This window comes from Marinobacter suaedae, assembly GCF_030519635.1.
GTDB classification, from domain to species: Bacteria; Pseudomonadota; Gammaproteobacteria; order Pseudomonadales; family Oleiphilaceae; genus Marinobacter; species Marinobacter suaedae.
This window is the reverse complement of sequence record NZ_JAUMIS010000001.1, coordinates 906,891-928,977: the sequence shown is the minus strand read 5'-3', so window position 1 is coordinate 928,977 and position 22,087 is coordinate 906,891. Positions and strand designations below refer to the sequence as shown.

Here is a 22,087-nt window from a genome sequence, read left to right as displayed (position 1 = left end):
AAAAAGGTTTGTTGTAGATTTATGACCCCGCAAGCGATTTTCGATCGATACGAAGAAATTCGTTGGCGCCTGCCCCTTTCTGGCCTGCTGTCCTCTCCATTGCCAAAGTTACCCGAACACGTTAACGATCTGGGTGAAATATCAGCCCGATTTGATGCTTTTCTGTTTGATGCGTTTGGGGTATTGAACGTTGGTGAACAAGCCATTGAGGGCGCCGCTTCACGATTCCGGTCGCTGCAAGCGATGGGGAAGGACCTGTACATCCTGACCAACTCGGCCAGCTACGAGAAAGATTCCCTGGTGGCCAAGTTTCGCCGTCTTGGCTTTGAGGTTGAGGCGGGGAACATCATCAGCAGTCGGGAAGTGATGATTCACTCCCTGGTTGCCGCCGATATCTTTTCCGGCTCTGATATTAATTCGTGGGGAGTGATCAACGTCTGTAATCTCGCGGACTTCCCGAAAAATCTTCAGTACGAATCCATTTCCGGCGAGGGCGATGCGGAAGCGGTGTCCAGCAACGAACCGTTCCTGCAAGCCGATGGCTATATCTTCTTAAGTGCGGCGCAATGGAGTGACGCAGCTCAGGCCGAATTGCTCGCCCATCTCAAGCAAAATCCAAAGCCGGTGTATGTGGGTAATCCAGATCTTGTAGCCCCAAGAGAGGGCCGTTTTTCCCTGGAACCGGGATATTACGCCCATGAGCTGCTGGACCAGACCCAATGTCCGGTGGAATTCTTTGGCAAACCCTTTGGCAACACCTTCAGTTATGCCATCGAAAGGATAAGGAAAAACAACGCGCTTTTGCCGTTGGATCGAATTCTTATGCTGGGGGATACCCTGCATACGGATATTCTCGGGGGACAGGCCTCCGGAATTAAAACTGCCCTGGTAACGGATCATGGCAGTTATGCCGGGCAAGATGTGGATACCTACATTTCTAAATCGGAGATCGTGCCGGACTACATCCTGCCTTCTATATAACGACCAATAACAACGGAATGAGAAGGAACACGCGATGAGCAAAATAAAAACAATTGCCAGAGCCGTAGCACTTGCCGGGGTTGCGGCAACGTTCAGCACCGCAGTAAGCGCCGCTTGCTCCAATCAAGGCTCGCTGGATGCGCGCTACTGCGATGCGGACAACGACCTGATTGCGGATATCCCTACTGATTCCAGCCAGTGGCTGGATCCGGAAACCCTGATTTTTGCCTACACTCCGGTTGAAGACCCGGCAGTGTATAAAGAAGCCTGGGCAGACTTCCTGACGTATCTGGAAGAGCAAACCGGCAAAGAAGTTGTTTTCTTCCCGGTCCAGTCCAACGCGGCTGAAATCGAAGCCATGCGCTCTGGCCGACTGCACATCGCGGGCTTTAATACTGGCTCCAACCCTCTGGCGGTCAACTGTGCAGGCTATCGTCCGTTCACCATGATGGCCGGTGACGATGGCAGTTACGGATATGAGATGGAAATCCTGACCTATCCGGGCTCCGGCATCGAAACCATCGAGGACATCAAAGGCAAGAAAATGGCCTTTACCTCACCGACCTCCAACTCTGGCTTCAAGGCTCCGTCTGCCATCCTGAAGGCTGACTACGACATGCTGCCTGAGCGTGACTTTGAGCCGGTGTACTCCGGTAAGCACGACAACTCCATTCTGGGCGTTGCCAACCAGGACTATCCGGCCGCCGCCGTTGCTAACTCTGTACTGGGGCGCATGCTGTCCCGGGATGTGGTCACTGATGACCAGCTGGTGTCCATCTATAAATCTCAGACGTTCCCGACCACCAGCTATGGCGTGGCACATAACCTGAAGCCGGAACTGCAGGAGAAAATCCAGCAGGCATTCCTCAACTTCCCATGGGAAGGCACCACGTTGGAAGAGGAGTTCTCCCGTAACGGCGAAGCTCAGTTCGTTCCCATTACCTACAAGGAACACTGGGATGTGATTCGCAAGATCGACGCCGCGAACGACGTTTCCTACTCCTGCTCTTAAAAATAAAGAGCTACCAAGAGGTCGACGGGCAGCGGATGTTCCGCTGCCCGGTTTTTCCACTGTTAAGCCTGTTTGTTAGGGAATGAATTCGTGCTCGAACTTGAGAAGTTGTCCAAAGCCTATACGTCTGGTGATTACGCTCTGAAGGACGTCAGTTTCACCATTGAGAAAGGGCAGGTCGTCGCGCTGATTGGACCATCCGGCGCAGGCAAATCGACCTTGATCCGCTGTATCAACCGTTTGGTGGACCCCACCTCCGGCACCGCCAGTTTAAACGGGACGAACATCACCGCGATGCCCACACGAAAGCTGCGCCAGGTGCGCCGCCAGATGGGCATGATTTTCCAGGATTACGCCCTGGTGGAACGCCTGACTGTGATGGAAAACATCCTGTCCGGTCGACTGGGTTATGTCGGGTTCTGGCGGAGCCTGTTCCGTAAGTTTGGTCCGGAAGCCGAGAACGATGCGTTCGGTTTGCTGGAGAAAGTAGGCTTGCCCGGCTACGAAGATAAGCGAGCCGATGCCCTGTCTGGCGGTCAGCGCCAGCGGGTCGGTATCGCCCGTGCCCTGATCCAGAACCCCAGTCTGTTGCTGGTGGACGAACCCACCGCGTCTCTCGATCCGAAAACCGCCCGCCAGGTGATGCGCCTGATTCAGGATCTGTGTCACGAGCGCAACCTTGCTGCCATCATCAACATTCACGACGTGGCCCTGGCCCAGCAGTTTGTGGAACGGGTGATTGGCCTGAAAGCAGGGCAGGTGGCCTATGACGGACCGCCCGAAGGCCTGACACCGGAAGTGCTTACCGAAATCTACGGTGAAGAAGACTGGTCCGCCACCGTCCGGAAAGATGGCGACGAAGGCGTATCCGAAGCAGAGACCCCAGAAGCATACGCGGTGGAGAAGGAATGACTGATACCGTTCAATTGAAAAGGTGGCGTCGCCCACCGATGATCAAGCGAACCTGGCTTCGGGCGCTGGTCTGGGTCGGTGTGCCGCTCTATGTGGTGTTGTCTCTTGGCAGCATGGAAGTGAACTGGGCGCGGGTGATCGATGGTCTACCCAGAGCCAAGGAGTTCATTCTGTCGTTCTCGTCGCCGGATTTTACGACTCGCTGGAATGATATCTACGAGGGCATTTATGAAAGCCTGGTGATGGCTTTTGCCTCAACGGTGGTGGGCATTCTGATCTCCGTTCCCATTGGCCTGGGCGCAGCAAAGAACCTGGCTCCAACGCCGGTTTATCTGGTTTGCCGTGGCATCATTGCGCTCTCGCGGGCCTTGCAGGAAATCATTGTTGCCATTCTGATGGTGGCCATTTTTGGCTTCGGGCCGTTTGCCGGTTTCCTGACTCTCGCGTTCGCGACGATCGGCTTCTTCGCCAAGTTGCTGGCGGAAAGAATAGAGGATGTCAGCAAGTCCCAGTCGGAAGCCATTCGCGCGACCGGCGCAAGTTGGTCGCAGTGGGTGTTGTACGGCATCCATCCGCAGGTTTTTCCAAGATTCATCGGGCTGTCGATGTACCGGCTGGATATCAACTTCCGGGAATCGGCCGTACTGGGCATTGTCGGGGCCGGTGGTATCGGGGCAACCCTGAATACCGCATTTGACCGCTACGAGTTCGACACGGCGGCGGCGATCATCCTGATCATCATCGCGCTGGTCTTGATGGCGGAATACACCTCCAGTTGGCTACGAGTTAAGGTGCAGTAAACATGGCGGTAAAGTTTTTAAGTGATGACACCAAGAAATGGCAGCACCATGACCTGAAAACCAGCCTGATGATCTGGTCGGGCTGGCTGGCCGGGCTGGTACTGTTTGTACTCTGCTGGCAGATCATCTCGGAGGCCACCACCTGGTTCTTCGTGTTCGATGCGCCGCGTATTGCCGAGGATATATTCACGCGGGCGATGCCGCCGCGCTGGGAATACATCAACGAACTCTGGGAGCCGCTGTGGGATACCTTCAATATCGCCACCATCGGCACCGGGATCGCGATCCTGTTTGGTGTTCCCATGGCCTTCCTGACGGCCAATAACACCACCCCATCGCGTTACATCATTCGCCCGATATGCATGGTGTTCATCGTTGCATCCCGTTCGATCAATTCCCTGATCTGGGCTCTGCTGACGGTCGCCATTCTGGGGCCTGGTGTGCTGGCAGGTGTGGTTGCCATCTCGCTTCGTTCCATTGGTTTCTTTGCAAAGTTGATCTATGAAGCCATTGAAGAAATCGACACCACGCCAGTAGAGGCTATCAGGGCAACGGGCGCCTCGCCCTTGCAGGTGATGGCTTATGCGGTGTGGCCTCAGGTGAAAGCGATTTTCGTTGGGGTGGCTGTGTTCCGGTGGGATGTGAATATTCGTCACTCCACCGTACTGGGCCTGGTGGGTGCGGGCGGTATTGGCCTGCAGCTGTCTTCCTCCCTCAACACCCTGGCCTGGCCGCAGGTGTCTCTCATCATCCTGGCCATCTTGCTCACCGTGATCTTCTCCGAGGCCATCTCGGCGCGGATTCGGGCGCATATTATGAACAAGTAAGTTCAGAGGCCTCAGCAAGGCTGGAGTAAGTTGGTCTTGCCGAGTAAAGGAAACAAAAAAGCCCCCGAGACCGGGGGCTTTTTCTTGTTTGGTGGAGAAAGCGACGTCAGAGTTTGATATCGAAGCTAAAATACTTCGCCATCAGCTCGTCGTAGACACCGTTGTTCTTCAGCTTGTCGAGAGCAGCGTTAACCTGTTCCGCTAGCTTTCTGTCGCGCTTGCGCATGGCCACGCCCACACCCTCACCAAAAATCCGTGCCGGTTCCTTGATGAAGTCGCCGCTCTGCACGACCTTGGTGTCGTCCTCAGCCCATTGAATACCGACAGGAGCGTCGAGCATAACGGCGTCGAGGCGCTCGCCAATCAGGTCGAGGTACATGTCGTCTGTCGTGGTGTAGCGAACAACTTCTGCGTCCGGAAGAATTTCCGCCACATAGCGTTCCTGGTTGGTTCCGCGCTGAACGCCGATACGAGTGTTGCTGGTATTGCTTAGATCAAACTCCGACGAAGCCCGGGTGAAGAACGCTGAGGGGGTAGCGTAGTAGGGCTCAGAGAACAGCACAGCGTTGCGACGCTCTGCGGTTATGGTCATGGAAGAAATAATGAGGTCGTACTTTCGAGCAAGCAGTCCCGGAATGATGCCGTCCCATGCCTGTACTACCCACTCGCAGTCCTGACCAGTGACTTCCTGGCACATGGCATTGCCCAGATCGACTTCAAATCCTGTCAGCACACCGTCTGGACCGCGCACGCCAAAAGGTGCGTAGGGAACGTCCATTCCAACTCGTAGCGGTTTTGCATCCCGCGCCAGTGCGAATGGGGTGGAAAGGGTGAGAGCAAAAAAAGTCAGAAGCAGAGTTCTCATGGATTATGTTTCCTGAATAGGGTACGAATAATTCCAATCCTATCTACATCGAGCGGGCTTCTGTTAGTCGAAAAAACCGATATTTGTGGGGAACGAGCAGGGCTTTGTGATGGATTATCTAATCACGGAGAGGTAGATGGGGTGCTCACACATCGAGTGAATGGTAGCGGCCGAATTTGGGAGTGTTTTCGTAATTAACGGCGCCGTACTGACGCTACCTGCGCCGGCGTCAGGCTCTGGTAGGCGCCCTGGGGCAGTTGGGCCGGCAGGGTGATACCGCCAATACGTTCGCGGTGCAGGCTGGTGACCCGGTTGCCAACGGCATGGAACATTCGCTTTACCTGGTGGTAGCGTCCTTCAAAGATGGTCACTCGCGCCTCGCAGGGGGCTAGCTGTTCTATTGCCGCGGGCGAGGTTGTGAGACCTTCCCAGGAAAACCATATGCCCTCCGCAAACCGTTGTTCTGTCTCCTTGCTAATGGGCTGGAGGGTTTTTACCCGGTAGACCTTGGGTATCTTGACGGCGGGTTCTGTCAGCCGTCGAGACCAGTTGCCGTCGTTGGTCATAATGAGCAGGCCGGTAGAGGCCCGGTCCAGGCGCCCGGCAATGTGAAGGTGGGGGCGTAGCTCCCCGGGTACCAGTTCCATCACCGTTGGATGTGTTTTGTCCTTTGTGGCACTGAGGTATCCGGCGGGTTTGTTCAGCATCAGATAGTGGGCGGCAACCGCCCGCTGTATGACTTGATCACCGACAACCACACTCTCGAAACGTGACACCTCCCTAGCGGCATCCGTGCAGACCTCGCCGTCCACATAGACCTGCCCGGCGGCGATGGTCCTTATGGCTTGCTGTCGACTGACGCCATTCTGGTTGCTGAGGATTCGTGAGAGTTTCAAGAGATTCCAGGCTGATTCGAGTTGCTGCTAAGCGCGATGCTAACAGACCGCTGTCCTCAATAACGAAAAAAGCCCCCGAAGTCGGGGGCTTTTTGGCGTTTGGTGGAGACGGCGGGAATTGAACCCGCGTCCGCCAGCACTAGGCCTTGAGATCTACATGCTTAGTGTCCTTCTATTGATTTAACCTCAAGCGACCCGAAGGCCAGGGTGCAAGAGGCGATCCCTTTAATCTTAGCCGCCAGCCAGTGGGATCTGACTAACGGAGCATCCTGTTAGCGATGACGTCCCGGGATGTTGCTACTAGGTTACAGGCATCCTAGCCGGGACGACTGGCAGGCCCTTAGGCCGCCAGTGCGTAGTTTTCGTCGTTTGCGACTATTTAATTGCAGCTTTTGATTTACGAGATTGGCTGCCATCTCGACATGCACCCAAGGGTTCGTCACCAGCGTCGAAGCCATGTCGTCCCCTTATGTCTCAGTATATGTGGCCGGTTTGTTGTACTTCAAGGGTTGTTTTTGTCTGGCCCGTGTTTGGCGGTCGGTAGTTGTACCCATCGGACCACAAAACATTGGGAAAAACGAGCCACCCGAAACACTGTTCAGCGGGTTCGGGTGGCTTGATGGCGGGGCGTTTACGCCACATGGGGCAGTTGGTTCATTTCCGGAATGGATCGGGCGATCCTACCGGCCAGGTGGCGGGCCGATGCGTAGGAACTCCAGGCCAGTATGCGGATGAAGTTTTTTTCGTTGCCGGCGATGGCCAGGATGTCGGTGACCATGTTGTCGTCAATCGTCCAGGGGGCCTTGGCCAGCAGCAAGGCGAACCTGGCGATTCGCTTGTCTTTCCCTGCCAAGCCCTCGATTTCCCTTTCCGCCCAGTGGCGCCCCATGGGCATGGGCTTGCCATCCCATGCTCGCAGGTTAGCGTGGACGCGCTGTTTCACCTCAGGAGAAATGAGCGCGGTTGCCTCCTCTTCGCTCATCGCCGCCCAGCGAGCCACCGCCTGGGCAACTCTCGGGTTCCCGTTGGCCCAGTTAAGGTCCGAAGGCATCGTGGCTGCAGGCAAGAAGTGTAGGCTGGTGCCTTTGCTCAGTGGTCTGTGGTGGTTGGGCTTGAGCTCGTTCCCAAACACTTTCAGTGCCGCCTTCCTGAGTGCTGTGGCGCCAAAGGGCACCTTGACCGGCGATCCGGCCATCACAATATGGCTGAAGCGGTTGATGTCGCTCATGGCCGTGATGGAACCGATAACCTCCGGCAACTGTTGGGTCGAGAACGGCATGGGTGGGACCGCGTCGTCGGCTCGGACCATGGCTTTGACCCAGGCCAGCCTTGCTTTCAGTTGAGGATCTTCGATGGCCTCTTCGTCCTGGTCGAAGATCTTCATGGCATCGTCCGAGCGTTCCCCGGCATGAACCAGGCTTATCAGCATCTCGCCGCAGTAAGGGCAGTCGTTGATACTGGACAGTACTGCCGCGATGGCTTCCTTGGTGGTGCGGTCCAGTTCATCGGTCACCAGGATGGCTTCCCGGCCGATGACCCATGCCGCGGCAAACAGGTTCGTGACTTTGGAACGAGCGGTCAGGGATCCGTTGATGAAGAAATCCCGATTGACCTGCTCATACATCTCTTTAAGCGCTCCCGTCGCTTTATCGTAGGGCACGGCATGCACGTAGCGCATGGTCTGGATGGAAAGCTTGTCGAACAAGCGCAGACGAGTGGTTTCCGGTAATAAAGCCATGACTCTTCTCCTTCACTCGATGGTTTTCAGAGAACCTTCCAGAGGGGTTAGCTCTGGAAGGCTTGTCCTGGGGGTTCCTGGCCCATCGCAAGGGAGCCGGTAAACAGGTGCTGCCGCTTCTCTTGCAGTGGGTGGAAGTGAGACGCCATGACATCCCTCAGCAGGCTCTCGATGCCGAAGTCACGCAGGTAGCCAGGGCCACCACAGGCTTCGACGGCTTTGCGTGCGGTTTCCTTGCAGGCTTCCGCCGCAATGGTTTTGCGTTTGACGATTTCGTTCACCGTGTCCAGGTCGGCGGTGAAGTTAAAGTCATCAACAATGCGGATCATGTCCTTCACCGTGATGTCCGCGGTGGTAAGTGCGTTCTCCATTTCACCCAGCAGGTAAGGGGTGACCGGGTCCTGGCTTTGCTTGCAGCGTTCCCTGGCTTTTTCGGCCGCCTTTTTCGCGATGCCGCAGTACACCGACATGATCAGGGGCAGGGCGACGGGAAGAACGACGGACCACATGGCGTGGTATTCGCCGCGGGGCCGGCGGGCCGCGATGGTTTCTTCGGGGACAAACACGTCTTTCATGACGACGGAGTTGGAACCCGAGCCGCGCATACCCATGGGGCGCCAGTTATCCAGGATTTGTACGCCTTCAGCCTTGGTGGACACCGGGAAGTGGAACACCATCCAGCCGTCTTCCGGGTCTTCATAGGGCGCGGAGGTCACAAAGACGTCACCGCCGGGGGACCCACTGGCGAAGTGCTTGGTGGCGGACATCAGGTAGCCGCCCTCGGTCTTGGTCAGCGTGCCATTGGAGGCCAGCCAGTCACCGGCACCGGTGGAAATCAGCGCCAGCTCGTTGGCGGCAACTTTTTCCAACAACGCTTTCCCAGGGCGACCCTGGGTGTGGTTGTAGCGGTTCGCCGCCACAATGTGTTGATGCATGGACAGCGACAGGGTGGTGGCGGGGTGCAGGCCCGCCAGCTGCTGCAGTAGCTGGCACATGTCTGAGTAGCTGGCACCGCCGCCACCCAGATCCTCCGGCACCATGGCCGAGAAGATGTTGTGCTGCTTGAGCAGCTGGTAATTCTCGACCGAGAAACGGTCGCTGTTATCGGCCTCCTGGCCGTTGGCGGCATAAATGCTGGTGATGCCTTCGAGACGATCAAAAAGTTGGGTTGACTGTTTCATTGTCATTCTCCTGTTACGGTTGTTTGTGTTTTTCTTATTAGGCGGCCGTTTGTTGGGCCGGGTTCTGGTGGTCGGTAATGCCGGTAAACCGACCTTGTTCGAATACCAGTGGGGCCTGGTCAGAGTGTTGGAAGTGCCTGACCTTGCCCACCAGCATGAGGTGGTCACCGACGGGCATCCGCCGGTAGGTTTCGCAATCCAGAATCGCGATCGCATCGGTGATGGCCGGTGCGAATTGGTTTTCGGGGTGCGAGTAATCGATGTTGCTGAACTTGTCGGCGCCGCGGGTGGCAAACAATGTGGCGATCGCCGCCTGGTCGGCGCTCAGGAAGGACAGCGTGAATCCTTTGCAGTGGTAGTAGCTGCTATAGTTTGGAGAGCGATCATCAATGCAGATGCTGACCAGCGCCGGGCTCAGTGACAGCGAGCAGAAGCTGTTGATGGTCATTCCGGTGTAATGCCCGCTTTCGTGCTGCATGGTGACAACAGCTACCCCGGTGGGGTAGCGGCCCAGCGTGCTGCGATACTGTTTGGTATCGGTTGGGTTGGTGGTGTTGATGGTTGAGTGGCACATGACAAGAACCTCGGTGTGTTTCATTTGTCAGTGTCACTATATGAGTCGGGTGTTGGCCGAGATACTTCACGAACGGTAGTAACCCACTACAAAAATGGTAGTAACCCACTACTGTTTTGATACTTGCCTAAGCACCGGTCCGGCACCCTGTCAGGAGGGCAGCGGTATTATGAGTAGCAGCCAATTTTGTCCCCTTTCCAAAGCGATGGAGATTCTGGGTGAGCGCTGGACGTTGTTGCTGGTTCGGGAGCTCGTTCTGGGCTCAACTCGATTCAGCCAGCTTCAGCGGGGGCTTCGGATGATGTCGCCCACGATGCTTACTCGCCGCCTGAATACCCTGGTGGAAGAGGGGCTGGTGATTAAGAAGAAAATACCGGGCCAGAAAGGGTACGAGTACTTCCCCTCAGAGTGTTGCTCGGAGCTCATGCCGGTGATTGACCACCTTTCCCAGTGGGGCATGCGCTGGGCCCGGGGGCAGATGACTGAAGAGGATTACGACCTGGACCTGCTCATGCTGCATTTGCCCCGGCATATCGATGTCCACAAGCTGGTCGGGCGAGAAACCATTATCCGTTTTAACTTCGATGATGTGGATGCTTTCCCGAACTGGTGGTTGGTGGTGGAAGGTGAGGAAGTGGATGTGTGTGTCCACGACCCGGGTAAAGAGGTGGACGTCTATCTCAATACCAGTCTTAAAACCATGATCGAAATTTGGCTTGGGGACACCACCTATCGGCAAGCCATTGCAGATGAAAGGTTTAAGGCTTTGGGGGCTTCATCTTTGGCTAGAAACGTCGAAAACTGGATGCCCGTTGGCCCCTATGCGGGGATTCGTCCTGCTAATGCGGCGAGCCCCTAGTTGAATTCCGGTTTAAGCGTCGTAGCGGGCAGGTAAATCCTGCCCGGAGAATTATCCCGCCTGCCTGTTTATCAGGCCCTCCCGGCCAGCCAGAGCTGCATGGCTGAGCGCTTTAAAACTCTCCTGGAAATGAGCGATCACTTCGTCCGGATCGGCGTGGATGTTCTTGTCCAGTGTCACCCCAAACTGAACCGTACCGGCGTAGCTGAATACGCTCAGCCCGATGCCAATGGTGCCGCTTTGGGGGACCCAGAACATGGGCTGGGTGATCTTGCCGCCGGCGAAATACAGCGGTTCTTTGGGGCCGGGTACATTGGTCAGCACGGCAGACGCCTTGTTGCTGAGCAGGTCCAGGGCCCGGCGTTCGAGGATGTCTGGCCCGCGGCCAAACAGGTCCAGCAGGCTGTAGGTGACCTGCGCCTGGTAGGAATGTTTGAGGCGGTTCATGTTCTCGCGAACCTGGTTGAAACACATGATGGGGTCCTGTATCTCAACCGGCAGTGGCACGATGACCAGTCCAAATTTATTGCCAAGGGTCTGGATGGGCTGATCCAGGGGGCGAAGATTAAAGGGCACGGCGACGCGCAGCCCGCACTCGGGTATGGGTTCTTTCCGGGCCTTGAAGTGCCGCTGCAGGGCGCACGTGACAGTGCTCATCAGAACATCGTTGATGGTGCCCCCCAGCACCTTGGCGCAGGCTTTGACTTCGGCCAGATCCAGCGGTTCGGCCCAGGCCACCTGTTTGCGGCCACTCAGGGGTTGCCGTAATCCGGTGGCGGGTTCAAACGGGGCGAGCCCGAGCTTGAGCAGATCAGTGGCGATGCCTCCTGCGGCTGATGCCAGCTTCATCGGATAGTTGGGTTCCTTGCGGATTTCGCTAAGAAATAACCGAGTCTGTTCCGCGGCCATCAGTGCACTGTCCACCGCTCTGTGTAGGGTTTTCTGTAATCCGGATCCGGCAGAGGGTGCTGGTGTTTTTCTGCTGGCGGAGCGCCGTAGCCGGGGCTCGGGTGTTGTGTCCGCCAGGGAGAGCATGACCCGCACCAGAGATATGCCATCGGCGATGCAGTGATGAACCCTCAGCAAGACCGCACTGCCGGATTCATAGTTGTCAATGTAATGCATTTGCCAAAGCGGTCGACGAAAATCGAGTGCACTGCTGTTGAGATCACTGACCAGGGTCTGCAATTCGGTTTTGCCGGCATGGCCGGGGAGGGCGATCTGGTGCAGATGGTTGTCGATGTGGAACAGAGGGTCTTCCTGCCAGTAGGCCCGCTCGCCCTTGTCGATCACCCTCTGGCGAAATCGATCAAAACACAACAGGCGTTGCTCGATCGTGTGCTTCAGGCGGTTGATGGAAATCTGCCGGTCCAGCGCCAGAACCCCGCAGATCATCATGGGGTTTTCCGGTGAATCCATGCGCAACCAGGCACGATCTACGGAGGTCATGGGGGTTCTTGTTATTGACATAAACACTCCCTTTGCCGGGTATTCCATGGCCCGAGTATAGAGCCCGAAAAACCGGCCGCAAAGAGAATGAGTATGCGACACACTGGCCGGTGTCGCAGTTGATGTGGGTCACGCTCCGGTCGGAAAATCCGCGTTTAAGCGTTGGCGTCGCGCATGATGCGCTGCTTCTGGCGATTCCAGTCGCGCTCTTTCTCGGTGGCGCGCTTGTCGTGCTGCTTCTTGCCTTTCACAAGGGCAATTTCGCATTTGACCTTGTTTTTCTTCCAGTACAAAGCCAGCGGGATGCAGGTGTGTCCGGTCTGGTTGACCTGGCCGACAATCTTGGCAATTTCCTTGGCGTGGAGCAGCAGTTTGCGAGTGCGGGTCGGGTCGGCAATCACGTGAGTCGACGCCGTGCTCAGCGGCGTGATGTGCGCACCCAGCAGCCAGGCTTCCCCGTCTTTCAGAAGCACGTAGGCGTCCACAAGCTGGGCCTTTCCGGCGCGCAGGGATTTCACTTCCCAGCCAAGAAGGGCAAGACCCGCCTCGAAGCGTTCTTCAATGTGGTATTCGTGTTTCGCCTTTTTGTTCAGGGCGATGGTTGAGCTCGGAGTTCCGGGCTTTTTCTTACTCATGAATCAGTTAATCCGGGTTCAGACAAATGACTGAATGGGCCGGCACGGAGCCGGCAAAGGGCGCATTGTAGCTCAGGAGTGCCAGACCGGTCACGAATTCGCCGATATTGTCTGCCGGTGGTCGTGCGTTCGTGAATCCTTCCGTTACAATGAACAGTAAGATTGGATCAGGGACACGAATGCCTACGCCGTATCAGACATCTATTGGGTCCTTTACCCGTAAATCGACGTTCTTCTGGGCTGGGGTTGGCGCCACCGTTGGTTTGGCGAATCTCTGGCAGTTTCCGTATCTGGCCAGCCTCCACGGCGGCGGTCTTTTCATTCTTATCTACCTGGGGTGCCTGCTTCTGGTAACCCTCCCCATCATGGTGACCGAATCCACCGTAGGACGTTATGCCCGCCATGGCATTGTGCTGGCGATGGACGGATTTGTCCGCAGTGCCAAGGTGTCCCGCGCCTGGGTTCTGGCGGGGCGGCTGTCGGTGATCGCTGCTTTCCTCGTGCTCTCGTTTACCGCGGTATTTGGGGCTATCGCCCTGGCGTATGTCTTCTTCGGTGCCCTGGGACGCTTCAGCGGAGCGGATGAGATAGAGGCTGGTTGGGTGCTTTCCCACCTCGTCTCCGATCCGGAAGAATACCGACTGTTTATGGCCTGGCACGCCCTGTTCATGATGCTGGTGATCTGGGTCTCGGTGCAGGGCGTGGTAAGAGGTGTTGAGCGGACACTGCGAGTGGTCGTGCCCTTCACCCTGTTGCTGATGCTGGGGTTGTTTGCCCTGTCTGCCTGGCATGGCCGGGTGGATAGCGCGGTTAGCCAGATCCTCGCCATGCATCCGGAAGACGTTACCTTTGAGAGTGTACGTGCCGCCCTGTTTCAAGCCTTCTTCACCCTGGGGCTAGGCATGGGGGTGTGGACCATCTTTGGCGCCTATACCGCGGTTGGAACCAGCCTCAAGCGATCCCTGCTGGCGGTGGTGTTGATCGATACGCTGGTCGCGATTGTCGCGGGAATGATGATGTTCTCCGTGGCTGCCGACGGGGGTGGGCTTCTGGACGGTGAGCGGGGCTTTGGCTTGCTGTTTATTTCCCTGCCGGTGACGCTCGGGCAGCTTCCGGCCAGTCAGTTCGTGATCTCCGGCGTTTTCCTGATGGTGGTGCTCATTGTCTGGACCACCTCACTGGCGTTGATGGAGCCTATTGTCGGCTGGTTCCGGGAGTGGACGGGGGCCCCGAGGGGGTGGTCGGCCCTTCTGATTGGCGCGCTGGCCTGGTTTGCCGGCCTGGGGACCTTGCTGTCCTTCAATATCTGGGCCGGAGAGCGATTGGCCGGCGGTACGCTGTTCCGTTGGGTAGAGTTGTTGACCGGCGGCTTGCTGATTCCGACCGTCGCCATCCTCATCTCCGTGTTTTTCGGCTGGAAGCTCACCCGCAGTTTGTCCCGGCGGATTCTCGGTGAGGGGCCAGGCCTGTTCCTGGCGACCTGGTATTGGGTGATGCGCCTGGTGGTGCCGGTAGTTGTTCTGTTTATTGGTGTTCAGTACATGGTGTCGTCACTTGCTTACCTGTGCGACTCGGGTAGTGAAGGGCTTTGGTGCGGTCAGCCCTCAGTGCTCACTGAAATCGAGGGCCAAAGACTGGACGACACGCCGGGCGACAACGACGCTGTGCAAAGCGGTCCGATCCTGCGCCCGCCGTCTGAAGATGAGCTGGACACACCGGCTCGGAAATCCCCACAGGAGCCGGCATCTGATCGTCGCGCTCCCAAACAGGACGAGATCCTTTATCATAGCGTCTGAATTTGACGCATCTGTTCGATGTGTCTTTAGATGCACAGCGTGTTTTAGCAGGATAATCGGAGCTCATGCCCCATCAGATCGATAAGTCAGCCCTGGTCATGCACTCAGCGGAGCGGATGTTTCACCTCGTCAATGACGTGGCCCGGTATCCCGAATTTTTGCCCTGGTGCGCCAATACTGAGATTCATGAACAGAGTTCGGATGCCATTACCGCTTCGATGCAAATCGAGAAGGCTGGGGTTCGTCATACCCTGACCACTCGAAATGAGCTGCTGATGCCCGAGCGCATTGACATGAACCTGGTGGACGGGCCATTCCAGAATCTTACCGGTCGGTGGCATTTCCGGCCGCTGGCAGATAACGCCTGTAAAGTGATCCTTACGCTGGAATTTGAGTTCTCCGGCTCTTTGTCACGCATGGCGTTTGGGACGGTGTTCAATCAGGCGGCCAACACCATGGTGGATGCGTTCTGCAAACGAGCGGATGAAGTTTACCGGGGGGCGGTGTGATGCTGAACGTAGAAGTGGCCTACGCCCGGCCGGACCGACAGGAAATCGTGAAGGTAAACGTTCCGGAGGGTACGACGGTTCTGGAGGCGGTCGAGCTATCCGGCATTGCCACCCTCTTTCCCGAGGTGAATCCCCGGGAAACGGATATGGGCATATTCGGCAAGGTCGTTAAAGATCCTTCGGCGCATACGTTGCGGGAAGGCGATCGCGTAGAGCTTTACCGCCCGCTGATTATCGATCCCAAGCAGGCAAGACTGAATCGGGCAAAGAAGAAAGGGTAATCCGGGCCGGCTCAGTACGCCGGCGTCTCGGCAAGAAGTTCGGTTTCGTAACGAGCGAGCTGGTTGTCGCTGTTGTAATGCACCACGACCTGTTGCTTGCGGATATCGCCACCCTCGCGCTGGAAGGTATACACAAAGTATTCTCTGGACATGTCAGTGGGATTGATCAGCAGGGGGGTTCCGAGCACCGCATGAACCTGCCGTCTCGGCATGCCTTCACTCAATTGGCTAATCTCTTCCTCGGTCACAATGTTGCCCTGCTGGACATTGATCTTGTACACGCCAGGAAAGCTGCAGCCAGCCATCATGAAGATGAGAATAAATGAGATTAGCTTTTGCATCGCCGGAGCAAATCCTCTATTTTTGAAAACGCCTGCCACAAGCGGGCATGGGCGCTATACCGTTATTTAAAGCGGCTTCATCATACCGGAAGCCGGGAAGTACACCAAAGAGTGAAATGTAACATGTCATCCGAGAACGCCGAATTACGTAAGGTCGGTCTGAAAGTCACTCTGCCGCGGGTGAAGATCCTGAACATTCTTGAGACCGCGGACGAGCATCATCTGAGTGCCGAAGACGTCTACAAGAAACTGCTCGAGCAAGGGGATGACGTTGGACTGGCGACGGTATACCGGGTTCTGACTCAGTTCGAAGCCGCCGGGCTTGTGTTGCGCCACAATTTCGAGGGTGGTCATGCCGTGTTTGAGATGGCTGGCGACGATCATCACGATCACATGGTGTGTACCCAGACCGGTGAGGTCATTGAGTTTGTCGACGAAGTGATTGAAGAGCGCCAGAAGAAAATCGCTCAGGAGCATGGCTATGAAATTGTTGATCACAGCCTGATCCTGTACGTGAAGCCCATCAAGTCTCAATAATGCCGAACAAAAAAGGGCGGATTGTGTTCCGCCCGTAAAAGCTCTCGAAGTCGAGAGGGGATGTGTTCGGTGCGCCGTCGCGGCCAGGCCCTGTCAGTGATGCGTCGCCTGCCCCTTTGAAACCATTTCCTTTGCGTGTGCCAGCGTCTGATCGGTCATATCCACGCCGCCGAGCATTCGGGCTACTTCGCTGATGCGCCCCTGATCATCCAGTGTTTCGATCCTGGAGAAGGTGGTGTCCTGTTCGGTGAACTTGCTGACGAACAGATGCTGGTGGCATTGCGCGGCCACTTGCGGAAGGTGCGTGACGCAAAGGATCTGTCCGTTCTCACCCAATTTGCGCAGCAATCGGCCGACCACTTCAGCGGTGCCACCGCCAATCCCCACATCCACTTCATCGAATACCAGGGTGGGCGTGGTTGAGGTCTGTGCGACCACCACCTGAATGGCGAGGCTGATGCGGGAAAGCTCACCGCCCGACGCCACCTTGGACAGCGCGCGCGCCGGCTGTCCGGGATTGGCGCTGACCAGGAATTCAATGTCCTGCTGACCATGAGGTGTTGGCTCGCCGTCGGCGCTGCGGTTCAGGTGAGTGACGAACTGCACCGAGGGCATGCTCAACTGGGCCAGTTCTTCAGCGATTCGCTGATCCAGTTCAACGGAGGCGCGCTGGCGGGCATCGGTCAGTTGCTTGGCAAGAGCATCGTAGGCTTGTCGATGTTCGCCCAACTCCGCCTCCAGCTGCTCCAGGCTGCCAGCGCCGCCGTCCAGCTCGGCCAGTTCTGCAGACAGTTTCTGATGGAATTCCGGCAGTTCTTCTGGCCCGATCCGATGTTTGCGTGCCATCTGGTAGATAGCGCTGAGTCGTTCTTCCACGTCGGCCAGCCGGGCGGGGTCGGCTTCGTAATCGTCGACGAACCGGCGCAGGTTGTCGCCCGCTTCGCTGATCTGGATTTGTGCCTCGTTCAGCATCTGGATGGTGTCAGCCAGAGCCGGTACGTCGGTCGGTAGTTGTTCCAGTTGCTGTAGCGCCTGGCGAACAAGGCTTGCGGCACTGTTGTCTTCTTCAGTGCACAGCTGGGCTGCCTGATGGCTGTTATGCAGCACGGCATCCGCCTGGCTGAGTTGGGCCTGTTCCTGCTCAAGTTGTGCCTGCTCGTCTTCTTGCAGGTCGAGCCGGTCCAGCTCTTCAACCTGATATCTCAACAGCTGCAGCTTGGCTTCGGTTTTATCGGCATTTTGCTGGCGCTCGGTCAGGCGCTGGCGGGTCTGGTTCCAGATTTTCCAGGCAGCCTGAACCTCTGTCGCGAGGGTTTCAGCGCTGGCGAACTCGTCCAGTAACTTGCGGTGGGTGTCTTTGCGCAGCAGTGACTGGTGCTGGTGCTGGCTGTGGATATCCATCAGCAATCCGCCCAGCTCCTTGAGGTGCGCGAGGGGGCAGGGTTGTCCGTTAATGTAGGCGCGGGACCGGCCGTCCTTACTGATTACCCGGCGGAGGATGCAGTCGCTGTCGTCGTCGAGTTCATGGCTTTCCAGCCACTGAGTGGCTTCAGGAATGCTGGATACATCGAAACTGGCGGTGATGTCGGCACGTTTGGCCCCGTGACGCACGGCGCCGGCATCGGCTCTGCCGCCCATAGCCAGGCCCAGTGCATCCAGCACAATGGACTTGCCGGCACCGGTTTCACCGGTCAGCGCGGTCATTCCCTGCTTGAATTGCAGTTCCACGCGTTCAGCGATGGCGTAGTTCGAGACGGTGAGCTGTGTGAGCATGTGCGTTGCCTCCGTGTCCTTTTCTGGGAGTCTTGCCCCCGGCGCGACAGTTCTCAATCAAAAAGTACTGTATGCGAATACAGTGACTGTGAATATATACAGGGTTTTTCCTGTTTGCAAACCGGTCCGTATAAAAAGTGAGTGAATGATCGTCAGGGGTGGTTGAAACCTGTCAACTGGGCCCCATATCCGTTCGCAAATACTCAGTTCCGGCTTGCGTTGGCCGGGAACCACATGCAATTGGCCAGTCCGGACTGGCCGCCGGATATTCAGCAGGAGTCAACATGAGCACTGAGGAGAAGCGCAACGAGCAGGTCGCTGAGGAACTGAATGAAGCGACAGAAGCTGCCGCCGAAGAGGCGCTGGAGCAGGATGCGGTTGAAGAAGAGGGCGCAGGTTCTGAACTGGAGGCGCTGAAGGCCCAGGTAAAGGATGCCCAGGATCAGGTTCTTCGGGCGCAGGCGGAGATGCAGAATGTTCGCCGCCGTGCCGAAATCGATGTTGAGAAGGCGCACAAATTCGCGCTGGAGAAGTTTGTTAAGGAGTTGTTGCCGGTTGCGGATAGCCTCGAAAAGGCCGTTGAAAGCACAGAAGGCACTGAGAAGGCCGGTGAGGTCGTGGCCTCCATCCGCGAAGGGATGGAAATGACCCTGAACCTTTTCCTGAACAGCCTTGGAAAATTCAACGTTGAGCAGGTAAATCCGGTGGGCGAACCGTTTGATCCCCAGCAGCATGAGGCGATGTCCATGGTGCCGGCGGCGGACGCCGAGCCGAACAGTGTGGTGGCAGTGGTTCAGAAAGGGTACTTGCTGAACGGTCGAGTGGTGCGCCCGGCCATGGTGGTGGTCGCGAAAGCGGATAGTGCGCCAAAAATCGACGAGCAGGCTTGAAAAGTCGATTAAAGCGCCAATATAGCCAGATAACGGTTAAAGCCGGAGCCTTGAACCTCCGGGAATGTGCAAAAGAATTGGAGTGAATCAATGAGCAAAATTATCGGTATTGATCTGGGAACGACCAACTCCTGCGTTGCCATCATGGATGGTGACAAGGTCAAAGTGATTGAGAACGCCGAGGGCGATCGCACCACCCCGTCCATCATCGCTTATACCGATGATGGTGAGACTCTGGTTGGCCAGTCTGCAAAGCGTCAGGCGGTTACCAACCCGGACAACACGCTGTATGCCATCAAGCGCCTGATCGGTCGTCGCTTTGAAGATGACGTGGTTCAGAAAGACATCAAGATGGTGCCTTACAAGATCGCCAAGGCCGACAATGGCGACGCTTGGGTTGAGGTGAAAGGCCAGAAAATGGCGCCGCCGCAGGTGTCTGCGGAAGTGCTGAAGAAGATGAAGAAAACCGCCGAGGACTACCTGGGTGAGAAAGTGACGGAAGCGGTTATCACCGTTCCGGCTTACTTCAACGACAGCCAGCGCCAGGCCACCAAGGACGCCGGTAAGATCGCCGGTCTGGAAGTGAAGCGGATCATCAACGAGCCGACCGCCGCTGCCCTGGCTTATGGTCTGGACAAGAAGAGTGGCGACCGCACTGTGGCCGTTTATGACCTGGGTGGTGGTACTTTCGACCTGTCCATCATTGAAATCGCCGACGTGGATGGCGAGCACCAGTTCGAAGTACTGGCGACCAACGGTGACACCTTCCTGGGTGGTGAAGACTTTGACCTTAAGGTTATCGAATACCTGGCCGACCAGTTCAAGAAAGACAGTGGTATCGACCTGCGCGGCGACTCTCTGGCCATGCAGCGTCTGAAGGAAGCCGGTGAGAAGGCCAAGATCGAGCTGTCCAGCAGCCAGCAGACCGACGTGAACCTGCCGTACATCACTGCAGATGCGAGCGGTCCGAAGCACATGAACGTGAAGCTGACCCGCGCCAAACTGGAATCACTGGTTGAGGATCTGGTCGACCGTTCTCTTGAGCCGTGTAAAGTGGCTCTGAAAGACGCCGGCATGAGTGCCAGTGAAGTAGACGAAGTGATTCTGGTGGGCGGTCAGACCCGTATGCCGCTGGTTCAGGAGAAGGTGAAGAACTTCTTCGGTAAGGAAGCACGCAAAGACGTGAACCCGGATGAAGCGGTTGCCATGGGTGCGGCCATCCAGGCAGCGGTACTGTCTGGTGATGTGAAAGACGTTCTGCTGCTGGACGTGACTCCGCTGACCCTGGGTATCGAAACCATGGGTGGCGTAGCGACTCCGCTGATCGACAAGAACACCACCATCCCGACCAAGAAGTCTCAGACTTTCTCAACTGCGGATGACAACCAGACTGCCGTAACCATCCACGTGGTTCAGGGTGAGCGCAAGCAGGCGAGCCAGAACAAGTCTCTGGGCCGGTTCGACCTGGCGGACATCCCGCCGGCGCCGCGCGGTGTGCCGCAGATCGAAGTCACCTTTGACATCGATGCCAACGGCATCCTGAACGTGTCCGCGAAGGACAAGGCGACTGGCAAGGAACAGTCCATTGTCATCAAGGCTTCTTCCGGTCTGAGCGATGACGAGATCGATAAGATGGTCAACGACGCCGAGGCCAATGCCGAGGAAGATCGCAAGTTCGAGGAGCTGGTGCAGGCTCGTAACCAGGGCGATGCCATGGTTCACGCGGTACGCAAGACCCTGACCGAAGCTGGTGACAAGGTGTCCGACAGCGAGAAAGAGTCTATCGAAGCGGCTATCAAGGATCTGGAGCAGGCTCTGGAAGGTTCCGACAAAGAGGATATCGAAGCCAAGACCCAGAAACTGACGGAAGTATCCTCTGAGCTCGCTCAGAAGATGTATGCCGATCAGGCTGAGCAGGCTGGCGGTCAGGAAGAGGCCCAGGCTCAGTCAGGCGACGACGCTGTCGACGCCGAATTTGAAGAAGTTAAAGACGACGATAAGCGGTAATCTGATCGATATCAGATGGTTGGAAAACGCGGGGTAAGCCCCGCGTTTTCCGCGTTTACAAACAAGGTTTTCAAGCATGGCCAAACGCGATTATTACGAAGTTCTCGGTGTGTCCCGGGATGCGGACGACAAGGAAATCAAGCGGGCGTATCGCAAGCTCGCGATGAAACATCACCCCGACCGTAATCCGGGCGACTCGGAGTCCGAGAACAAGTTCAAAGAGGCCAGCGAAGCCTACGAAGTGCTCGCCGATGATTCCAAGCGGGCAGCCTACGACCAGTTTGGTCATGCCGGCGTGGATGGCCAGGCCGGAGGTGGCTTCGGTGGCGGAGGCGCGAATTTCTCCGACATCTTTGGCGATGTGTTCGGTGATATTTTTGGCGGCGGTGGTGGTCGCGGTCGAAATACCCGTGGCAGCGATCTGCGCTACACCCTGGAGTTGGATCTGGAAGAAGCGGTCAAGGGCAAGACCGTCGAGATCACCATCCCGGGTCATAAAGAATGCGAGACGTGCGATGGCAGTGGGGCTGAAAAAGGCTCCAAACCCGAGACCTGTGGAACCTGTAAAGGTATGGGGCAGGTGCGCATGCAGCAGGGCTTCTTTGCGGTCCAGCAGGCGTGCCCAACGTGCCGTGGTTCCGGGCAGATCATCAAGAATCCGTGCAAGGTGTGTCATGGTCAGGGCCGCGTGCAGGAAGAAAAGACGCTTTCTGTTAAAGTGCCGCCCGGCGTGGATACCGGTGATCGAATTCGCCTGTCCGGTGAAGGAGAGATGGGCGTTGATGGTGGTCCTCCCGGCGATCTGTACGTTCAGGTTGCGGTTCGCGAGCACTCGATCTTTACCCGCGACGGCAGAAACCTTTACTGTGAAGTGCCCATCAGCATCGTGGATGCCGCGCTTGGTGGAGAGCTGGAAGTGCCAACGCTGGATGGCCGCGTAAAGTTGAAGATTCCGGCAGAAACCCAGACCGGCAAGCTGTTCCGCCTCCGAAACAAAGGGGTGACACCGGTTCGCGGTGGGGCCGCAGGCGACCTGTTGTGTCGTGTGATCGTGGAGACCCCGGTCAAACTGACCAAGCGCCAGAAAGACCTGCTGGAAGAGTTTCAGCAGACGCTGGATGATGCCGACGGAAAGAATCACGCTCCCAGGAAGACCTCTTGGTTCGAGGGTGTGAAGAGCTTCTTCGACGAAATGAAATTCTGACAGGACAACCGGGAGTCGTC

Annotated in this window: 22 protein-coding genes and 1 other RNA gene; 13 read left to right on the top strand and 10 right to left on the bottom strand. The window is 56.8% G+C overall.

The window, feature by feature from the left end; translation table 11 throughout:
* The first annotated feature begins 21 nt into the window (after positions 1-21).
* The 5 genes from QVZ43_RS04280 (at position 22) to phnE (QVZ43_RS04260) (ending at position 4,532) form a co-directional block, all read left to right on the top strand.
* Positions 22-981 carry an HAD-IIA family hydrolase gene (locus QVZ43_RS04280; protein ID WP_302908998.1) on the top strand — a complete coding sequence of 320 codons (960 nt, stop codon included), beginning with the start codon at positions 22-24 and terminating at the stop codon, positions 979-981.
* Positions 982-1,015: 34 nt separating this feature from the next.
* Positions 1,016-1,993, top strand: coding sequence for a phosphate/phosphite/phosphonate ABC transporter substrate-binding protein (gene phnD, locus QVZ43_RS04275; RefSeq protein WP_302908997.1), 978 nt, complete (start codon positions 1,016-1,018; stop codon positions 1,991-1,993).
* Positions 1,994-2,083: 90 nt separating this feature from the next.
* Complete coding sequence (phnC, locus tag QVZ43_RS04270) at positions 2,084-2,905, top strand: phosphonate ABC transporter ATP-binding protein (protein ID WP_302908996.1); 822 nt, start codon at positions 2,084-2,086, stop codon at positions 2,903-2,905.
* Positions 2,902-3,705, top strand: a complete 804-nt coding sequence (gene phnE / locus QVZ43_RS04265; RefSeq protein WP_223794570.1) for a phosphonate ABC transporter, permease protein PhnE — start codon at positions 2,902-2,904, stop codon at positions 3,703-3,705. Before phnC ends, phnE (QVZ43_RS04265) begins: the two co-directional genes overlap by 4 nt.
* A 2-nt stretch (positions 3,706-3,707) precedes the next feature.
* Positions 3,708-4,532: a phosphonate ABC transporter, permease protein PhnE gene (gene phnE / locus QVZ43_RS04260; protein WP_302908995.1), complete on the top strand. Its 825-nt coding sequence runs from the start codon at positions 3,708-3,710 to the stop codon at positions 4,530-4,532.
* A 106-nt stretch (positions 4,533-4,638) separates the two neighbouring features.
* Here the strand turns inward: phnE (QVZ43_RS04260) and QVZ43_RS04255 are convergent, their stop codons facing one another.
* From QVZ43_RS04255 to QVZ43_RS04230, 6 genes are all read right to left on the bottom strand, one after another.
* A complete protein-coding gene (locus tag QVZ43_RS04255; protein WP_302908994.1) occupies positions 4,639-5,397 on the bottom strand; it encodes a transporter substrate-binding domain-containing protein in 759 nt (252 codons plus the stop codon).
* A gap of 194 nt (positions 5,398-5,591) precedes the next feature.
* A complete protein-coding gene (locus QVZ43_RS04250) occupies positions 5,592-6,293 on the bottom strand; it encodes a pseudouridine synthase (protein ID WP_302908993.1) in 702 nt (233 codons plus the stop codon).
* Between the two features lie 100 nt (positions 6,294-6,393).
* Positions 6,394-6,760, bottom strand: a transfer-messenger RNA (tmRNA) gene (ssrA, locus tag QVZ43_RS04245).
* A gap of 164 nt (positions 6,761-6,924) precedes the next feature.
* Positions 6,925-8,031, bottom strand: a complete 1,107-nt coding sequence (locus QVZ43_RS04240) for a carboxymuconolactone decarboxylase family protein (RefSeq protein WP_302908992.1) — start codon at positions 8,029-8,031, stop codon at positions 6,925-6,927.
* Positions 8,032-8,078: 47 nt separating this feature from the next.
* Positions 8,079-9,212, bottom strand: coding sequence for an acyl-CoA dehydrogenase family protein (locus QVZ43_RS04235; protein ID WP_302908991.1), 1,134 nt, complete (start codon positions 9,210-9,212; stop codon positions 8,079-8,081).
* A 37-nt stretch (positions 9,213-9,249) separates the two neighbouring features.
* Positions 9,250-9,810: a flavin reductase family protein gene (locus QVZ43_RS04230; RefSeq protein ID WP_302908990.1), complete on the bottom strand. Its 561-nt coding sequence runs from the start codon at positions 9,808-9,810 to the stop codon at positions 9,250-9,252.
* A 145-nt stretch (positions 9,811-9,955) separates the two neighbouring features.
* Here QVZ43_RS04230 and QVZ43_RS04225 point away from each other — a divergent pair, with 145 nt between their 5' ends.
* The gene (locus QVZ43_RS04225; protein ID WP_302908989.1) at positions 9,956-10,645 is read left to right on the top strand and encodes a winged helix-turn-helix transcriptional regulator; all 690 of its coding nucleotides are present in this window, start codon (positions 9,956-9,958) and stop codon (positions 10,643-10,645) included.
* 51 nt (positions 10,646-10,696) lie between these two features.
* Here QVZ43_RS04225 and QVZ43_RS04220 read toward each other — a convergent pair whose 3' ends face one another.
* Together QVZ43_RS04220 and smpB are read right to left on the bottom strand one after the other, a co-directional pair.
* Positions 10,697-12,115 carry a WS/DGAT/MGAT family O-acyltransferase gene (locus QVZ43_RS04220; RefSeq protein ID WP_302908988.1) on the bottom strand — a complete coding sequence of 473 codons (1,419 nt, stop codon included), beginning with the start codon at positions 12,113-12,115 and terminating at the stop codon, positions 10,697-10,699.
* A gap of 134 nt (positions 12,116-12,249) precedes the next feature.
* Positions 12,250-12,729, bottom strand: a complete 480-nt coding sequence (gene smpB, locus QVZ43_RS04215; RefSeq protein ID WP_223794552.1) for an SsrA-binding protein SmpB — start codon at positions 12,727-12,729, stop codon at positions 12,250-12,252.
* Positions 12,730-12,908: 179 nt separating this feature from the next.
* Between smpB and QVZ43_RS04210 the strand changes: the two genes are divergently transcribed.
* The 3 genes from QVZ43_RS04210 to QVZ43_RS04200 all read left to right on the top strand — a co-directional run bounded on the left by QVZ43_RS04210 (position 12,909) and on the right by QVZ43_RS04200 (position 15,315).
* Complete coding sequence (locus QVZ43_RS04210; RefSeq protein WP_302908987.1) at positions 12,909-14,525, top strand: sodium-dependent transporter; 1,617 nt, start codon at positions 12,909-12,911, stop codon at positions 14,523-14,525.
* A gap of 65 nt (positions 14,526-14,590) precedes the next feature.
* On the top strand, positions 14,591-15,034 hold the full coding sequence (locus tag QVZ43_RS04205; RefSeq protein WP_302908986.1) for a type II toxin-antitoxin system RatA family toxin: 444 nt from the start codon (positions 14,591-14,593) through the stop codon (positions 15,032-15,034).
* Complete coding sequence (locus QVZ43_RS04200; protein WP_223794549.1) at positions 15,034-15,315, top strand: RnfH family protein; 282 nt, start codon at positions 15,034-15,036, stop codon at positions 15,313-15,315. The genes QVZ43_RS04205 and QVZ43_RS04200 overlap by 1 nt, the downstream gene beginning before the upstream one ends.
* An 11-nt stretch (positions 15,316-15,326) precedes the next feature.
* On the opposite strand, the gene QVZ43_RS04195 is transcribed toward QVZ43_RS04200, so the two are convergent.
* On the bottom strand, positions 15,327-15,656 hold the full coding sequence (locus tag QVZ43_RS04195) for an outer membrane protein assembly factor BamE (protein WP_302908985.1): 330 nt from the start codon (positions 15,654-15,656) through the stop codon (positions 15,327-15,329).
* Between the two features lie 123 nt (positions 15,657-15,779).
* On the opposite strand from QVZ43_RS04195, the gene fur reads away from it, so the two are divergent.
* The gene (gene fur / locus QVZ43_RS04190) at positions 15,780-16,193 is read left to right on the top strand and encodes a ferric iron uptake transcriptional regulator (RefSeq protein WP_223794547.1); all 414 of its coding nucleotides are present in this window, start codon (positions 15,780-15,782) and stop codon (positions 16,191-16,193) included.
* Between the two features lie 93 nt (positions 16,194-16,286).
* Here fur and recN read toward each other — a convergent pair whose 3' ends face one another.
* A complete protein-coding gene (recN, locus tag QVZ43_RS04185) occupies positions 16,287-17,966 on the bottom strand; it encodes a DNA repair protein RecN (protein WP_302908984.1) in 1,680 nt (559 codons plus the stop codon).
* Between the two features lie 284 nt (positions 17,967-18,250).
* On the opposite strand from recN, the gene grpE reads away from it, so the two are divergent.
* From grpE to dnaJ, 3 genes are all read left to right on the top strand, one after another.
* Entirely contained in the window at positions 18,251-18,856 is a 606-nt protein-coding gene (grpE, locus tag QVZ43_RS04180) for a nucleotide exchange factor GrpE (protein ID WP_302908983.1), read from the top strand.
* Between the two features lie 90 nt (positions 18,857-18,946).
* Positions 18,947-20,863, top strand: coding sequence for a molecular chaperone DnaK (gene dnaK, locus QVZ43_RS04175; protein WP_302908982.1), 1,917 nt, complete (start codon positions 18,947-18,949; stop codon positions 20,861-20,863).
* 76 nt (positions 20,864-20,939) lie between these two features.
* The gene (gene dnaJ / locus QVZ43_RS04170; protein ID WP_302908981.1) at positions 20,940-22,067 is read left to right on the top strand and encodes a molecular chaperone DnaJ; all 1,128 of its coding nucleotides are present in this window, start codon (positions 20,940-20,942) and stop codon (positions 22,065-22,067) included.
* Positions 22,068-22,087: the final 20 nt, after the last annotated feature.

Coding starts and splice junctions, on each gene's coding strand:
- QVZ43_RS04280 (WP_302908998.1), top strand. CDS start 22: ATGACCCCGCAAGCGATTTTCGATCGATACGAAGAAATTCGTTGGCGC.
- phnD (WP_302908997.1), top strand. CDS start 1,016: ATGAGCAAAATAAAAACAATTGCCAGAGCCGTAGCACTTGCCGGGGTT.
- phnE (WP_223794570.1), top strand. CDS start 2,902: ATGACTGATACCGTTCAATTGAAAAGGTGGCGTCGCCCACCGATGATC.
- phnE (WP_302908995.1), top strand. CDS start 3,708: ATGGCGGTAAAGTTTTTAAGTGATGACACCAAGAAATGGCAGCACCAT.
- QVZ43_RS04255 (WP_302908994.1), bottom strand. CDS start 5,397: ATGAGAACTCTGCTTCTGACTTTTTTTGCTCTCACCCTTTCCACCCCA.
- QVZ43_RS04240 (WP_302908992.1), bottom strand. CDS start 8,031: ATGGCTTTATTACCGGAAACCACTCGTCTGCGCTTGTTCGACAAGCTT.
- QVZ43_RS04235 (WP_302908991.1), bottom strand. CDS start 9,212: ATGAAACAGTCAACCCAACTTTTTGATCGTCTCGAAGGCATCACCAGC.
- QVZ43_RS04230 (WP_302908990.1), bottom strand. CDS start 9,810: ATGAAACACACCGAGGTTCTTGTCATGTGCCACTCAACCATCAACACC.
- QVZ43_RS04225 (WP_302908989.1), top strand. CDS start 9,956: ATGAGTAGCAGCCAATTTTGTCCCCTTTCCAAAGCGATGGAGATTCTG.
- QVZ43_RS04220 (WP_302908988.1), bottom strand. CDS start 12,115: ATGTCAATAACAAGAACCCCCATGACCTCCGTAGATCGTGCCTGGTTG.
- smpB (WP_223794552.1), bottom strand. CDS start 12,729: ATGAGTAAGAAAAAGCCCGGAACTCCGAGCTCAACCATCGCCCTGAAC.
- QVZ43_RS04210 (WP_302908987.1), top strand. CDS start 12,909: ATGCCTACGCCGTATCAGACATCTATTGGGTCCTTTACCCGTAAATCG.
- QVZ43_RS04205 (WP_302908986.1), top strand. CDS start 14,591: ATGCCCCATCAGATCGATAAGTCAGCCCTGGTCATGCACTCAGCGGAG.
- QVZ43_RS04200 (WP_223794549.1), top strand. CDS start 15,034: ATGCTGAACGTAGAAGTGGCCTACGCCCGGCCGGACCGACAGGAAATC.
- QVZ43_RS04195 (WP_302908985.1), bottom strand. CDS start 15,656: ATGCAAAAGCTAATCTCATTTATTCTCATCTTCATGATGGCTGGCTGC.
- fur (WP_223794547.1), top strand. CDS start 15,780: ATGTCATCCGAGAACGCCGAATTACGTAAGGTCGGTCTGAAAGTCACT.
- recN (WP_302908984.1), bottom strand. CDS start 17,966: ATGCTCACACAGCTCACCGTCTCGAACTACGCCATCGCTGAACGCGTG.
- grpE (WP_302908983.1), top strand. CDS start 18,251: ATGAGCACTGAGGAGAAGCGCAACGAGCAGGTCGCTGAGGAACTGAAT.
- dnaK (WP_302908982.1), top strand. CDS start 18,947: ATGAGCAAAATTATCGGTATTGATCTGGGAACGACCAACTCCTGCGTT.
- dnaJ (WP_302908981.1), top strand. CDS start 20,940: ATGGCCAAACGCGATTATTACGAAGTTCTCGGTGTGTCCCGGGATGCG.